Source organism: Nocardia stercoris (genome assembly GCF_003696265.1).
Taxonomy (GTDB): Bacteria; Actinomycetota; Actinomycetes; order Mycobacteriales; family Mycobacteriaceae; genus Nocardia; species Nocardia stercoris.
On the sequence record NZ_RFFH01000017.1, the window covers coordinates 1 to 14452 of the forward strand.

14 protein-coding genes are annotated in these 14452 nt (G+C 68.1%); 9 read left to right on the forward strand and 5 right to left on the reverse strand.

Annotation, left to right across the window (positions count from 1 at the left end; all coding sequences use genetic code 11):
- Positions 1-423: 423 nt before the first annotated feature.
- Positions 424-1065, reverse strand: coding sequence for a PhzF family phenazine biosynthesis protein (locus EBN03_RS27505; protein WP_122191181.1), 642 nt, complete (start codon positions 1063-1065; stop codon positions 424-426).
- 525 nt (positions 1066-1590) lie between these two features.
- Positions 1591-2028, reverse strand: a complete 438-nt coding sequence (locus tag EBN03_RS27515; RefSeq protein WP_122191064.1) for a nuclear transport factor 2 family protein — start codon at positions 2026-2028, stop codon at positions 1591-1593.
- 97 nt (positions 2029-2125) lie between these two features.
- Here EBN03_RS27515 and EBN03_RS27520 point away from each other — a divergent pair, with 97 nt between their 5' ends.
- From EBN03_RS27520 to EBN03_RS27530, 3 genes are all read left to right on the forward strand, one after another.
- Complete coding sequence (locus tag EBN03_RS27520) at positions 2126-3220, forward strand: alpha/beta hydrolase (RefSeq protein ID WP_122191065.1); 1095 nt, start codon at positions 2126-2128, stop codon at positions 3218-3220.
- Positions 3217-4410, forward strand: coding sequence for an MFS transporter (locus EBN03_RS27525; RefSeq protein ID WP_122191066.1), 1194 nt, complete (start codon positions 3217-3219; stop codon positions 4408-4410). The genes EBN03_RS27520 and EBN03_RS27525 overlap by 4 nt, the downstream gene beginning before the upstream one ends.
- Positions 4411-4540: 130 nt before the next feature.
- Positions 4541-5416, forward strand: coding sequence for an NAD-dependent epimerase/dehydratase family protein (locus EBN03_RS27530; RefSeq protein ID WP_122191067.1), 876 nt, complete (start codon positions 4541-4543; stop codon positions 5414-5416).
- A 381-nt stretch (positions 5417-5797) separates the two neighbouring features.
- Here the strand turns inward: EBN03_RS27530 and EBN03_RS27535 are convergent, their stop codons facing one another.
- On the reverse strand, positions 5798-6115 hold the full coding sequence (locus EBN03_RS27535; protein WP_122191068.1) for a DUF1275 family protein: 318 nt from the start codon (positions 6113-6115) through the stop codon (positions 5798-5800).
- A gap of 207 nt (positions 6116-6322) precedes the next feature.
- On the opposite strand from EBN03_RS27535, the gene EBN03_RS27540 reads away from it, so the two are divergent.
- The 4 genes from EBN03_RS27540 to EBN03_RS27555 all read left to right on the forward strand — a co-directional run bounded on the left by EBN03_RS27540 (position 6323) and on the right by EBN03_RS27555 (position 10898).
- Entirely contained in the window at positions 6323-7627 is a 1305-nt protein-coding gene (locus EBN03_RS27540; RefSeq protein ID WP_122191069.1) for an MFS transporter, read from the forward strand.
- A 60-nt stretch (positions 7628-7687) separates the two neighbouring features.
- Complete coding sequence (locus EBN03_RS27545; RefSeq protein ID WP_122191070.1) at positions 7688-9367, forward strand: FAD-dependent oxidoreductase; 1680 nt, start codon at positions 7688-7690, stop codon at positions 9365-9367.
- Between the two features lie 134 nt (positions 9368-9501).
- Positions 9502-9846 (forward strand): diguanylate cyclase domain-containing protein, encoded by a 345-nt coding sequence (locus tag EBN03_RS35895; protein ID WP_407671248.1) that lies wholly within the window; start codon positions 9502-9504, stop codon positions 9844-9846.
- A 188-nt stretch (positions 9847-10034) separates the two neighbouring features.
- Entirely contained in the window at positions 10035-10898 is an 864-nt protein-coding gene (locus EBN03_RS27555; protein ID WP_199742987.1) for a hypothetical protein, read from the forward strand.
- Positions 10899-11017: 119 nt separating this feature from the next.
- Here EBN03_RS27555 and EBN03_RS27560 read toward each other — a convergent pair whose 3' ends face one another.
- A complete protein-coding gene (locus tag EBN03_RS27560) occupies positions 11018-11575 on the reverse strand; it encodes a TetR/AcrR family transcriptional regulator (RefSeq protein ID WP_122191071.1) in 558 nt (185 codons plus the stop codon).
- A 121-nt stretch (positions 11576-11696) separates the two neighbouring features.
- On the opposite strand from EBN03_RS27560, the gene EBN03_RS27565 reads away from it, so the two are divergent.
- On the forward strand, positions 11697-12104 hold the full coding sequence (locus EBN03_RS27565; protein ID WP_233608687.1) for a hypothetical protein: 408 nt from the start codon (positions 11697-11699) through the stop codon (positions 12102-12104).
- 66 nt (positions 12105-12170) lie between these two features.
- Positions 12171-12719, forward strand: a complete 549-nt coding sequence (locus tag EBN03_RS27570) for a DJ-1/PfpI family protein (protein ID WP_122191073.1) — start codon at positions 12171-12173, stop codon at positions 12717-12719.
- A 16-nt stretch (positions 12720-12735) separates the two neighbouring features.
- On the opposite strand, the gene EBN03_RS27575 is transcribed toward EBN03_RS27570, so the two are convergent.
- The gene (locus tag EBN03_RS27575; RefSeq protein WP_122191074.1) at positions 12736-14364 is read right to left on the reverse strand and encodes a PucR family transcriptional regulator; all 1629 of its coding nucleotides are present in this window, start codon (positions 14362-14364) and stop codon (positions 12736-12738) included.
- Positions 14365-14452: the final 88 nt, after the last annotated feature.

The following is a 14452-nucleotide window of genomic DNA, read 5'->3' on the forward strand; positions in this document are numbered from 1 at the left end:
ACAGCTGAACCAACTACCGGAGACCTCGCCTACATGCCAACGTGGACAGCAACTTTCGCTGAACATGCTGATGGGTTGGCACCGCACAGCGGTGCCAACCCATCATTCACTTCGAAACACTGCCTAGCCGCAAGCGATGTCGCAGCCGGTCAGGACGAGCCCGGCCACGATGTCGGTGGACGTCATCCCCGCGATGTGGCCCTTGTGGCACCGGCCCCGCAGCGGAGAGCTCGTCACGACAGCGATCGAGATCGGTTCCGATAAGGGCCACCTTGCTCGGCAGTCAGAAGCCGCAATCGAGCGTGGATATATCCCGCTCGGGTTCGGTCGCCGTCCAGCGGTCGTGCTCGAGGTCGGTGCCGAGATTGTGCTTTGGCCGCGAAGCGCAGGACAGCGGCTATGGAGGTCCATCGCTCATGCCGACTATGCGGGCCGAACACGCCCGCCGATCTCGATCCATCCGCCCGGGCGCGGACTCGTTGCGATCTGCGAGCCGCGACCCTGTCGGATAACCAGTGCGCGGTCCAGTGCGGCGGTCAAGAGAATGGCGGCAGCACCGGTTGCTTCGTCCTCGTCGATGCCGTCGCCGCGGCCAGGGAATGCACGGGCCCTCACCTCACCGGCGACCTCGTTCTGCCAGGCCCACGCGTAAACCCATTCACCCGGCGGTGGAACCTCTAGTGCATCCACCTCGCCGGCCGAGCCGAACTTCTTCAGTGTGCGCGGCGGTGCCCAGCCGGATTGCGCTGCAATCCAGGTGAATTCACCATCGCGGCGAGCACGGACGCGGCCGGCGCGGGTGGTGAGCTCTGCGGTGTCGAGCAGCCAGGCGGCACCCACGCAGGGATGGCCCGCAAACGGCAACCGCATCGACGGAGTCCAAATGTCGATGACACCGCTGGTCTCGTCATCCACGAACACCGTCTCAGCGAACCCCAGCGTGCGCGCCAGGTGGAGCCGCTCGGCATCGTCCGCGACCGCCGCACCATCGCGAACCACACCGAGCTCATTCCCGAACTTCCCATCGGGTCCGCAGAAAACACGCACAACGTCGTAGTCGATCACCGCACCAGTCAACCGCATGTCCCGCCCGTGTCCAACGCATCCGAAGCCGGTTCGTGCCAGAGCACCTGACCCCGACGGTTTCTCCCCCGGTAGGAAGACCCGAGTCCCGGGGCAGCACAGCGGCTTTGACGATCCCCCGGGCTGTTTCTCGCAGAGCAGTCCGCGCTCGGCAGTCAGCGCGGCATTGTCCGCGCCCAACGCGCAGCTGACGTCCTCGAGATCGAGGATCCGCGCGACCGCCGCGGGTTGATCACCTACCGGGTGAGCGCCGCGATCCGCGCTAGGCCGGTTCAGGCTGCCGCCGTGGACAATCCGCTCGTCGCCGCAGTCGCGCTCGATCGTCTACTGCGCCTTTTCATCTCCGCGGTCAGCGATCGGATGCATCGCTCGGCGACGGTCTTGGCGCACCAGCGCCGGCCCGGTTCGGGGCGTCGCGGGCCGGGGTGAGAAGTGCCGCCGGCCACCATGTTCCCGTCATCGCCGATGATCGAGACCGTGCCTGAGGAGCTGTAGGTGCATGAGCGGCTACCCGACGAGCCCCTGGTTGCCGTCACCCCAGGTCGCGGTCATGACGACCGCCGCGATCTTCCATGTCTCGCCGGTGCGGGTCAGCTCGAAACGGTAGATCCCGCCCAGGGTCCACAGCGATGCCCCGAGCGGCGTGCCCTTGCGATGCGTGGCCTGAAAGGCCGCAGTGCAGACGGCAGCGTCGCCGGCGACGGTCACCAGATGGTTGGTGATCAGGTGCTGGGTAGCCTCGAATCGGCCCAGCGCCTGCGCCCAGGCGCTGCCGATCTGTTCAGGTGACACGGTCACCGGTTCGCCGCCGTTGAGGCTGGTGTAGTCCAGGACGGTCGCGTCGGCGAAGATCTCGCCCAGCCGCTCACATTCCCGGTGATCGGCGTACCAGGCCATGCGAGTGCAGGTCTCGATGATGTCCAGCCGATCCTGGGTCGATGCCATGATGGCTCGACGACTCCGGACAGCGGACTGGTAATCGCTGACAGGGCGGTATCAGCGGGCGCGGCCATCCTTGGCTGCGTCCGTCTGAAAGGAAACCATGAGACTCGAGCAGCAGCCGGCGTCCGCGACCTCGTCGATCCGCATCCGGCCGACGACCGTCGGCATGGGCGAGATAGCCGACCCGAGCCAGTACTCCCTGCCGGCGAACCCGGCGAATCTGCTGCGCGCCGATCCAGCGCGGCGTGCAGCGGTGTCATTCCGCGGCGACGGGGTCACGCTCGCGGGCCATCTGTACCGCCCGCCCACCGTCGCCGTCGGCGAGCCCACGCCAGGTGTGGTGATGTGCGGGCCGATCAGCAGTGTCAAGGAACAAACGCTACCGCACTACGCCGAGCGATTCAGCGCCGCGGGCTACACGGTGCTGACCTTCGATCCACGCAATTTCGGTGAGAGCGAAGGGGCACCGCGCTTTCGCTACGACCCGAACCAGGTCATCGCCGACTACTCCTGCGCCGTAAGCTATCTGATCACCCGCTCCGACATCGATCCGGAGAACGTCGCGGCCGTGGGCGTGTGCATGGGTGGCGGGTACGCGGTGTCGCTGGGCGCGCGCGACAAACGGCTCAAGGCTGTGGTTTCCATTGCCGGCGGCTACGACATCGGCGGCACTTTCCAGCAGTTCCTGGGCGTCGAGGGGTTCGCCGCCTATCTCCGGCAGGTCAACGATCTGGTACAGCGGCAGTACGAAACCGGTGAGATCGCCTACATCCCCACGATCGCGGAGGCACTCACGGACCGGGTTCCGGTGGCGGTCATGCCGAATCCGGAGGCCTTCAGCTACTACGACCGCACCGGCCGCGACGAGGCACCGAATTGGTCGCGCACGCTGACCGCCGACTCGCTCGAGTCGTACTTCGGCTACAACTCGGTAATCCATGCCCCGCTCGTGGCGCCGACCCCGCTGCAGATCATCCACGGCACCACCGACACTGCGCTGCTGCCCGAACACGCCCAGCGGGTATACGACGCCGCCCAGGGCGCGAAGGAACTCGTCTGGCTCGACACTCACAATCACATCGAGCTCTACGACCAGGACCCGTATGTGAGCGCGGCCGCCGGCCACGCACTGCGCTGGCTGGACCGGTATCTCGGCGCCGAATCGCCTGTCCAGGAACAGGACCTGCGGCTATGACTTTCGACTCCACAGTGTCGGCCCAGGTTCGGCACGATTCCCCCGCCTCGGTCCGGAACTGGCTCGCGGTGGCCGCGGTGGCCACCGCTACCTTCGCGATGGTCACCGTCGAGGCGATGCCGGTGGGCCTGCTGACGCCCCTCGGCCACACCTTCGGCGTGTCGGCGGGCGCGGTCGCCCTGACTGTCACCTTGCCCGGGCTGGTGGCCTCGGTCGCCGCGCCGGTGCTGCCCATCGCGATCGGGCAGCTCGACCGGCGGCTGGTGCTGCTCGGTCTGCTGGGACTCATGCTGGCCGCGACCGTGGTCTCGGCCTCGGCACCCGACTTCGGCATCCTGCTCGCGGCGCGTGCGGTCGTCGGTGTCGCCATCGGCGGATTCTGGGCGCTGGCAGCCTCCTGTGCGATCAGATTGGTTCCACCGCACCATATTCCGCGGGCGACGTCGTTGGCCTTCGGCGGGGCGACGGTGGCGAACGTATTGGGCGTTCCGGCCGCGACACTCATCGGCAACTCGAGCAGCTGGCGGGTGGCGTTCCTCGTCGTGGCCGGATTCGGCGCCGTGGTGACCGTAGCCCTGGGTGCGCTACTGCCGCGACTACCCGCCGAAACCGCGGTGTCCCTTCGAGAGCTGCTGCGGCAGTTGCGCATCCCGGCCGTCCGAGCGGGCGTGATCGCGACCTTCCTGCTCGTCGGCGCCCATTGGGCGGCCTTCACCTTCATCCGCCCAGCGCTGCAGGATCTTTCGGGCCTCAGCGGCGCGGCCATCGGACCGGCCCAGCTGGGATTCGGCGTCGCCGGAGTTCTGGGCACCTTCGTGGGCGGCTCGGCCGCGGCGCGTGACCCCCGTCGTGCACTCGTCTGGGCGGCGACGCTCCTGACGGCCGCATTGGCACTGTTCCGGATCGTCGGCACCACGCCGGTCGGTGGCATCGCGATCCTGCTCGTCTGGGGCGTGGCGTTCGGCGCGATCCCCGTCGGCGTGCAGTCCTGGATCCTGCGGGCCGCGCCCGGCAATGCCGAGGCCGCCACAGCCCTGAACACCTCCCTCTACAACCTCGCCGTTGCGCTCGGCGCGTTGATCGGAGGCATTGTCGTCGATGCGACATCCGTCAGCGGTGTGCTGATCGCCGGCGCGGCCTTCGCCGCCGCCGCCGTCGCCGCCGTCATGCTCGGAGGCCGTTCACGATGAACACGATCGAGGCATGCATCGGCGCCGACCGGGCCGCGGTGGTCCCCGGCGCGGTCACCGGCACGGCCCTGCGCGAACTTCACGACTACTGATCATCCTGTCGAAATCTGTTCTGGAGGAATGAAATATCATGCGCATTCTCGTCGTCGGCGCCACCGGTTACCTGGGTTCGGCTGTCGCGGAACGACTATCGAAACTCGGCCACGAGGTCGTAGCACTGGTCCGACCCGGAGGGACCGAGCCGAACGACCGTTACGAGCTGCGGATCGGAGACCTGACCGATCCGCACTCACTCCTGGCCGCGGTGACACCGGACATCGACGTGGTCATCGACGTGGCCACACCCAGCGGCGACGCCGACACCGACGCCGCGGCCATCGACGCGCTGACCCGCCCGCTGCGAGGCACCGGCCGAGCCTTCGTCTACACCAGCGGGGTCTGGGTACTGGGCGCCACCGCAGGTGAGACAGCCGATGAGCACTCACCGACCAATCCCATCCCGATCGTGAGCTATCGGCCCATGATCGAAGACCAGGTGCTTGCCCTCGCCCGATCCGGCGTTCGCGCGACCGTCATCCGCCCCGGAATCATTCACGGCCGCAACGGCGGAATCCCTTCGCTGCTGGTCGATCTGGCCCGCAAACACGGCGCCCCGGTGATCATCGCCGACGAGTCGGTGCGCTGGCCGATGGTTCACATCGACGATCTCACCGACCTGTTCGCCACGGTCATCGAGAAGGCGCCCGCCGGAACGATCTGGCACGGCGTCACCGAATCCGCCGTCCCGGTCCGTGACCTTGCGATCGCCGTGGGCCGGGCAGCGGGAGTGACGGCCGCCCCGCGGCTGTGGGACCTCGACCAGGCCGAGGCCGAACTGGGCGCACCCTTCGCCGACGCCTTGGCCCTCGATCAATCCGTCAGCGCCCGGTCCACCCGCGACCTCCTGCCCTGGCAGCCCCAAGGCCCCACCGCGGTCTCCGACATTCAAGACGGCTCCTACCGCTGAAGCTCCAGCCGCCCCAGGCATACCGGCGGGCCCTGCTCATCGTCACCGCAGCGGTCCAGGCTCCTTGATTCGACCGAACGCCGCTTCGACCTGAGTCATCCCCGTCGCTGCGATACCCGGTCAGCTCTCGACCGGGTATCGCAGCGAGGTCCTGAACCGACTCATTGGCCCAGCGGCGGGGCCTACAGGCTGGTTGGGGCCTGTGTGGCCATCATTTCCGCAGGTCGATCCGTGTGTATAGCGGATGTGTCCCCCTCCGGACACCAGTGTCAACCACACGAGCAATGGCGGCCACATCGGCCGCCATTCCTGTGTGCGACTTACGGATCTGCAGGTCGAGCGCATCGTAGATGCGGGCACGCTCCGAGGGTCTGCCCGAGTTCAGAACCGCTGCGATGTCACCGAACGAGTCGACCAGCTTGTCCAGCTCGACCGCACGCAACGGGACCACATGGGGCAAGTTGACCAGTTCGCTCGCCCGGCTGCCGGGCGGCACACCAGCCGGCGCCACGGCCGACGCGCGACCTCGCCACCGGCCGCGGCGATTCCGGTGAGGGTGAGGGTAAGCACCGCCGTGGTCAGGTCCGGGATCGCCAAGGCGCGGGCGGTGGCGTTCTGCAGCCCGAGGGCGGTGCCCAGGCACAGGATCGGCGGCGTCGGCGAAGTCGCCGACATCGCCCGGCTGAACTTGCGCAACATCCCACGCCCGTGATCGGCCCGAGCGCCGGATCGCGTCCTCGGGCCGGACCGGCACCGGACCTCGGTTGCCTGCCGTACCGTCGCCGTCGTGCTCCCCACCTCAGGGGACGTACGCTCGGCGGAAACTGCCGCGGAGCCGCTCGGCGTAGCCGACAAACCAGTGGATCATCGGCACGCCGATCGTCGCTGGGTGAAGGGAATGTCGGAATGGATCGCGAGGGACTTCAGGTGGTGCCCGAGGCCGCGGGACCGCCGGTTCGGAAGCCCCGGGCAGCCGCTTTCCGGGCATTGCGGGCACAGCCGTTCCGCTGGTACTTCGCTGGACAGATCGCTTCGGCCAGCGGCACATTCGTGCAGGCAACCGCGATCGGCTGGATGGTGTTGCAGCTGACCGGATCACCGTCCGCGCTGGGACTGGTGTTGGCAACCGGTGGCATCCCCCCGCTGCTGCTCGGCCCGTGGGGTGGAGTGCTTGTCGACCGTTTCGACCTGCGCCGGTTACTGATCGGCACGCAAGCGATCTCCGCGGCACTCGCTCTCGCGCTGTGGATACCGGCGGTGCTGGGTACGGTGAGTGTGCCGTTGGTCGTCGCGGTGATGTTGCTCGGAGGGGTTGTGCAGATCGTCGACGCACCAGCCCGGCAGGCGATCGTCGGCCGGCTCGTGCCCCCGGGTGACCTGTCCAGCGCGGTGAGCCTGAACGGCGTGGTCATGAACGGCGCCCGGGTCGTCGGCCCCGCGATCGCCGGCGTGCTGATCGCCACCGTGGGAACCACACCATGTTTCGCCATCAACGCGGTCTCCTACGTCGCGGTCATTGCCGTGCTGTTCCTGGTCCGGCCGATCGACGACATCGCGGGCGGACACTCGCCGGGCGGATTGGCGGAGGCGCTGCGGTACGCCCGCAGCCGACAGCAGCTGTGGCTGCCGCTGGCTATGATGGGCCTGGTCGGACTGCTGTCGTTCAACTTCCCGGTCGTGCTGCCGGTCCTGGCGGAACGCACATTTCACGCCGGGGGCGGTGGCTACGGCTTGCTGTCGACCGTCCTGAGCGTCGGGTCGGTGGTGGGTTCCCTGGGTGTCGGGCTGATCCGGCATCCACGGCGCATCTATCTGGTCGCCGCCGCGACGGCGTTCGGGTTCTGCCTCGCCGCCACCGCGGTCGCGCCGAACGCGACGACGGCGTGCCTGGCGCTGGTCGCGACCGGCGTGAGTGGCTTCTGTTTCGTCACACTGGCTTCCACCGCGATCCAATTGCACGCCGACCCCCGCTACCGTGGCCGGATCATGGCCCTGTGGGTGTTCGTGTTCCTCGGCACCACGCCGATCGGCAGCATCCTCACCGGCTGGATCTGCGACACCACCGGTCCCCGCGCCGCGCTGCTCGTCGCGGCTGCCGCTGCCCTTATCGCCGCGGCTGCCGCAGCGGCGGTCCACACTCCGCCCCATCCGGACGATCACAGCGATGCTCGCACGCCTGGACCGGAGATTCCCGAACCAACCCGCAAGTGATGGCCGAGACCGGCGGCGTGCCGAAGAATCATCAGCGACACGCGACGGCAGAGAGGGACCATGACGACACCGAATGCTCCGGAGGACCCAGCGACGCAACGATTCCCGGTCCTGACCGGCGAACAGCTCGATCGACTCCGCCGCTACGGGTCGGACGACACCGTCCGGTCCGGCGAGGTGCTCTTCCGGACCGGCCAGCCGACCTACGACTTCATCGCGCTCACAACCGCTTCCGCACAGATCTACCGCGAAGCCACCACCGGCCAGCCCGAGGCGATCATCGCCACGTGCACCCCGGGGCAGTTCCTCGGCGAGCTGAACCTGCTCACCGGCCAATCGGTGTACCTGTCGACGCGAATCGTCCACGGCGGCGGCATCATCCGGATCCCGCCCCGCGACTTCCGCCGGCTGATGGACGAGGACACCGAACTCTCCGACCTGATCCTCACCGCGTTCCTGGCCCGTCGCGCCGACCTGCAATCGGGCGAGGGCGCTCTCAGCGTCCGCATTCTCGGTAGCGCGCTGTCCCGCGAATCACTGGCGCTGCGGACCTGGGCGGCGCGGAACCGCATCGCGCACACCTGGTTCGACATCGACACCGACGCCGGCCGGGCCCTCGCCGACGCCGCCCACATCGCCGCGGACCAGCTCCCGACCGTTGTGCTGCCGACGGTTGTGATCACCGAGGCGACGCCTGCGACGGTCGCCCACGAACTCGGCCTGACCTACTCCCCCACGGCACCCAGCGACGAGGTGGTGGACGTGGTCGTGGTGGGCGCCGGACCGGCAGGGCTGGCGGCCGCGGTGTACGGCGCTTCCGAAGGGTTGACCACTGTGGTCTTCGAGGCAGTCGGGGTCGGCGGCCAGGCCGCCGCCAGCTCCCGGATCGAGAACTATCTCGGCTTCGAACACGGGATCAGTGGCACCGAGCTGACCGGCCGGGCCACCGTGCAGGCACTGAAATTCGGTGCGCGAGTGAACAGCCCGTGCACGATCTGCTCGGTGAAGCGCGTCGGCAGCTACTTCGAGGTCACGCTGAACGACGGCGCGGTGGCCGCCACCCGGGCCGTCGTGCTGGCAACCGGCGCCCGGTACCGCACACTGAACCTCCCCCGGCGGGGCGACTTCGAAAGGCGTGGAATCTACTATGCCGCAACCGGAATCGAGGCCCGCGCCTGTGCCACCGCACCGGTGGCCGTCGTCGGCGGTGCGAACTCGGCCGGGCAGGCGGCACTGTTCCTGGCCGGCCAGGGAAGTCCGGTCAGCCTGGTCGTACGGGCCGCGGACCTGTTCACCGGCATGTCCGCGTACCTTGCCCGCCGGATCATCGCCGACCCCGCGATCACGGTGCTACTCGGCAGCGAAGTGACCGCGCTGGCGGGCGACGAACGCCTCGAACAGATCACGGTGACAAACCGAGCCAGTGGCGAAGCGCAGCAACTGCCCTGCGTCGGACTGTTCTGCTTCATCGGCGCCGACCCGAAAACCGAATGGCTGTCGGGAATCCTGACCGATGCCGACGGCTTCATCCGCACAGACTCGGCTCTGGGTCCGGCCCTGCCGGACGACATCTGGACCGAGATCGGCCGTGGCCCACTGCCGTTCGAGACCAGCGAACCGGGCATCTTCGCCATCGGCGACGTCCGGGCCGGCTCCATGAAGCGGGTGGCCGCCGCGGTCGGTGACGGCGCCAGCTGTATTCGCTCGGTACACCGATTCATCGGCAGCGCGGGAATGTGAGACCGGCAGTTGAACGACAACGACCCGGCAGCTGCCGCAATGCATCCGACGATCCGGCAAAGTTGCGTGGGCCATGTCGTAGGGGAACTCCGACCGGCAGGTGGCCGACGCCGGACGGCGAACGCGACAGTCCCATGACGGAGGTTGTGGTCGGCCGAAATCAGTTGCTGGTGTACGTGATTCGCGTATCGTGGAGTCTGCATCGCCCGGAACGGCATGGTGCCAGGTTCAGGGCTGAGGTCGGGGGTTTCCCGGATGCCGGGTTCGGTTGGAAGTCGATAGCTTCGGCGCATGCGATCACGAAGGATCCTCGCCGGACTCTGCGCCGGTACCGCGGTAGCGCTGCTCGGCATGACAGCGGGCCCCGCGCCTTGGGGCCGCTCGGTTCGAGAACCGTCGACCTGGACCGGTTCGAGAACTTGAACGATTCTCTCGGCCACTCCGCCGGTGACCAGGCGCTGGTTCGGGTCGCGACCTAGCTTCGGGCAAGCGTTCCATCGGGCACGGTGGCCGCCCGCAGCGGCGGTGAGGAGTTCATCGGGAGTCGTGCAGAGGTCCGGGCAAATTCCGGGCTGAGCCGGCACTGGCCGGACACCGCGCTGTCAGCAAGACGCCTCGGCAGATTCGCGCGCTGTCCGCGCACTCGATAGAACCGGAGGATATCTCCTTGTCCAGTTCCCCAGCCCCGTCGCTGTCCACAGGTATCGCCGATCGCGTACTCGCAACGCTCGTCGCCCTTGCTGCGGCCCTCGGCGTCGCCTTCGTCATCGCCCCGCGCATACTGGCCGCGAGTGGGCCGGGCGATACCTTCGGCGATGAGAGCGACCTCCGTGAAGCATTCCGTACGGCGTTCGTCGAGTATTGGAGGTCCGGCGAATCCGGATTCTCTCCGAGCTTGCAGAGGATTGTCGATTACTGGTTCCGCTACCACGCCGCCAAGGCCGTGATCGCGGCAGTCTTGCTGATCGTGCTCGTCGCACTCAATGTTCTTCTCTGGAAAGCATTCCTGAAGGCCAGCGGTCTCGGCGTCGGCATGAGGTTCGGCCTCGCGTCGGCCGGCATTCTTGCCACGACATTCGCGCTACTTTCCTTGATGACGGCGATGGCCAACATCCAGGGCGCGGTGGCGCCCTTCGCCTCGCTGTTGCCGATGCTGACTGGCGGCGCAAACGACGGAGAGCTCGCCGATACGCTCGACCAAGTCGAGCATCGGCTGGCCGACTCCCCGAGTGCGGGTGGCCGAACCCCGCCTGCCCTCGACGTGATGATCACCGACTTCTCTCGATATCACGTGGCGATGGCTGTGGTTGCTGCGATGGTGGCGATCGTTCTCGTCGTTGTGAGCGTGGTGTTCTGGAAGGGGTTTGCCGACACTGTGAAGTCCGACAGGCGAACGAGGTGCGTGTTGGCGTCATTCGGTGTTCTGTCAGCGTTGTTGTCGCTGATCGCAATCGCCGTCGTGGTGGCGAACACGACCAACGCAGCGGACCCGGCACCCGGCCTCTCGGCCCTTTTCGACGGCGGATGGTGAGGCACACCCACTCGCTCATCGGCTACTCGAGACTGGTGTCTTGGCTTGGTCCCGGCCAGGATCGAGTCCGGGTGCCCGGTGGGAGGCTCCCTCGTCGCGCGAACACGGAGCAGCCGAGCTCAGGTGCGGGACCGGACCAGTCCCGCCACCGCCCGCGCGGCGTGCTCGAAGGGTTCGAGGGTGCCCGCCGCGCGGCACAGGATGTGGGCGCCTTCGAGCAGGCCGATGAGGGCGGTGGCGAGGTCCTGGGCCTCGTCGGGTTCGACACCGGTGGCGGCGAGCCGCTCGGCCAGCGCAGCTGTCCAGGAGGTGAAGGCGGTGTCGGCGATGCGGCGCAACGTGTCGCCGTCCGGTTCGACGGTGATGGCGGCGACAGCGCAGCCGCCACCGGTGGCGGAAGCGGCGACCACCGGGCGCACCGCAGCGAGGAAGTTGTCGACGATCGCGGCGGGCGTGGCCCCCGGCAGCGCGGCCAAGTGGTCTCGCACAGCCTGGCCGTTGCGGGTTGCGGCCTCGGCGACCAGTTCGGCTTTGCCGCCGGGAAAGTGGTGGTAGATCGCTCCGCGGGCGGCCCCGCTGGCCTGGAGGATCTCGGTGAAGGACATCCCGGCGAGGCCCCGGCGCTGCAGCGCGCAGACGGCGGCGTCGATCATCCGGGCCCTGGTGTCGTTCGGCATCGCATCTCCAGAGGTTGACTAGTACGTCCATCCTACTGCACACTCATCTAGCTAGTACGTACGTACTAGCTAGATGACGACAGGAGAAATCATGCCCATCACCGTTACCGCTCCCCGCGGCGTGCTCACCACCGCGGGCGAGAAGGAAATCCTGCCGCGGCTGATTGCAGCGCTTATCGACATCAGTGGGGCGACCGGAAATACGTTCTTCACTTCGATCGTCGGCGGTACTGTGCACGTGCTGGCACCTGAGCACATCTACACGGGCGATGGAAACCGGCCGGTGGTGATGGTCGAGCTGAAACTGCCGAACATCGGCCTGCCCGATCCCGCAAGCCGGGCCGCGTTCGTCGCCGCGGCCACCGACATCGTCGACGATCTCACCGTCGCGGGCCACGAACGCGCGAACACCTGGGTCAATGTCCTCAACGCGCTCGACGGCGGGTGGGGTATCGGTGGCGTGGCCTACACCGGTGACGCGCTCATCGCGGCGGTCGCCGCAGCAGCCGAGCCCACGGCTGCGCGCTGACCCGTTCCATCGCGGTGGCCGCGGCTACCGGCCGCGGCCACCGGCACCCTCATCGAAAGAGCCACCATGTCAGGCACTCTCACCGATCGTACGATCGCATTCCTGGTCGCCAACGACGGCGTCGAGCAGAGCGAACTCACCCACCCGTGGCGTGCGGTGTGCGCCTCCGGTGGGCGCGCCGTCCTGCTCGCGCCGGACCGGGGACACGTCCAGACCTATCGTCACCTCGACCGGATGGACCGCTATCCGGTGGACGTGACACTCGATGCCGCCGATGCGGCAGACTACGCTGCGGTCGTCCTGCCCGGCGGTGTCGCCAATCCCGATATCCTGCGCCGCGTGCCGGCCGCACACCGGTTGCTGCGGAACGCCGATGCGGCCGGCACGACGATCGCGGCCATCTGCCACGGCCCATGGACCCTCATCGACGCCGGCTTGGTGGCTGGTCGCACTCTGGCCGCATGGCCCAGTCTCGCAACCGATCTCACCAATGCGGGGGCCACCTGGACCGCCGACCGCACCCACATCGACGGCACGCTGATCACCGCGCAAAGCGACCAGGATGTCGACACCTTCACCGCCCTGCTCCTCGCTGCCGTAGGAGAATCGTCATGACACTGGCTCGGCCGGATCAATGCCGCACATGCCGACGGGCACGCAGGGCGAGGCGCAGGTTCATGACCGTCTCGTGGTCGGACAGATCGGTGTCGAGCAGCGTCTGGATCCGGGCGATGCGGGCATAGAGTGTCTGTCGGTTGATTCGAAGATGGTGCGCCGCTTCGGTTTTGTGTCCGGCGTAGTGACAGTACGCCTCCAGTGTGAGCAGCAGGGTCCGGTGGCGCGGGTCGAGCAGCGGGGTGAGGTGGCGCGCGACGAACTCGGCGAGGCCGTCATGGTCTCGCAGCAGCCACAGTAGTAGGTCGGCGTCCAGGCTTCGCGCGTCCGACCACGGCCGGTCCGTGGGCCGGGCGGCCACGGCCACCTCGGTGGCGTGCCGTAGTCCCGCCGCCGCGGTCGCCCACGTCTCGATCTGGCCGGCGACGATGAGCAGCTGGTCGGTGATGCCGGCTTTCCTCGCGCCGGTCTGGAGCGCACCGGCGATCCGCTCGACCGCACTGGTGCGCTGATCACCGTCGTACACGCCGGTCAGGACGAGGATCTGGCCGGTCGAGGGGCGGCTGCCGACCAGTACGGACATACCCAGCCGGGTGAACTCCGCGGTGATCGCCTTGTCGATGGCCCGCCACCGCGCGCCCGCGCCGCTGGGGTCGCCGATCAACGGCCGTTGCGACGACGGTATCCGGGCCACCACGGGTATCACCATCGCCCGCGCGGCGAGTCCGAGCGCACCGGCCTGGCGTGCGGCGTCCTCGACCGGAACGCGCCCGCCCGCCAGATCGGCGAGGAAGTCGCTGCGCGTGCGCGCGATCAGGTCCTCCTCCTGCCGCGACCGCAACATCGCCAACGCGATCAGCGACGCCGCGCGGTCGGTCACCATCCTGTCCAGCGGCGTCAGCGCGGAATCGACCGGAAACACGACGAGATGTCCCAGGCGCCCGGGCGAACCCATGGGGATCGGGGTGCGCAGGGCCGGTCCCGCCGCGGCCTGCTCCACCATTGCCAGCGGCGAGCTCGCGGGTTCGGACCGGCCCAGCTCAGACTGTCGGGCGTACGACAGGACGCGGCCGTCGGGGTTCCACAGGACGACCGGATTGTCGATGTGGTCGGCGAGCATCCGAAGCAGTTCGGGGATGCCTTCGTCGGCGAGCACGGCGTCGGTGAACCGGCGGTACGCGTCCTCGGCGCTACGTAGCAGCCGCAGGTGACCGTTGACGATCTCGGTGTGGATGGCTTCGGTCACCGCGACGAAGGGCACCTCACGGTGGAGCTGGATCAGCGGCATCCGGTGCGCGGTCGCCGCTTCGATGAGTGGTTCGGGCAGCACCGTGAAACGGACTCCGAGCTCGACCACGAGCCCGGCGATGCCCCGCTCCGCCAGGTTCGCGATGAACCGCCGCTGGTCGGCGGGGCGATCGCCGATGCCCATACCGGTGGTGAGCAGCAGTTCACCACCGCGCAGCAGGGTCGCGATGTTCGGCACCTCGCCCGTGTGGACCCATCGGATCGGACGATCGAGATGTTGTGCCGCGGCGAGTACTTCGGGTAGGCCGCGGCGCAGGGCCGGCAGGTCCAGCGCGTCCCGCACCGAGATCTCGACCGAGGGCTCCGGTGCTTCGAGCGGTTCCGCGCTGTCGTTCATGGCCCGAAACCTACGGGTCACCGAGAGTTGTGTGAGTTACGCCGCAGTAAATTCACGACACTATGTCGCCTGTTTCGGAAAAACGGCG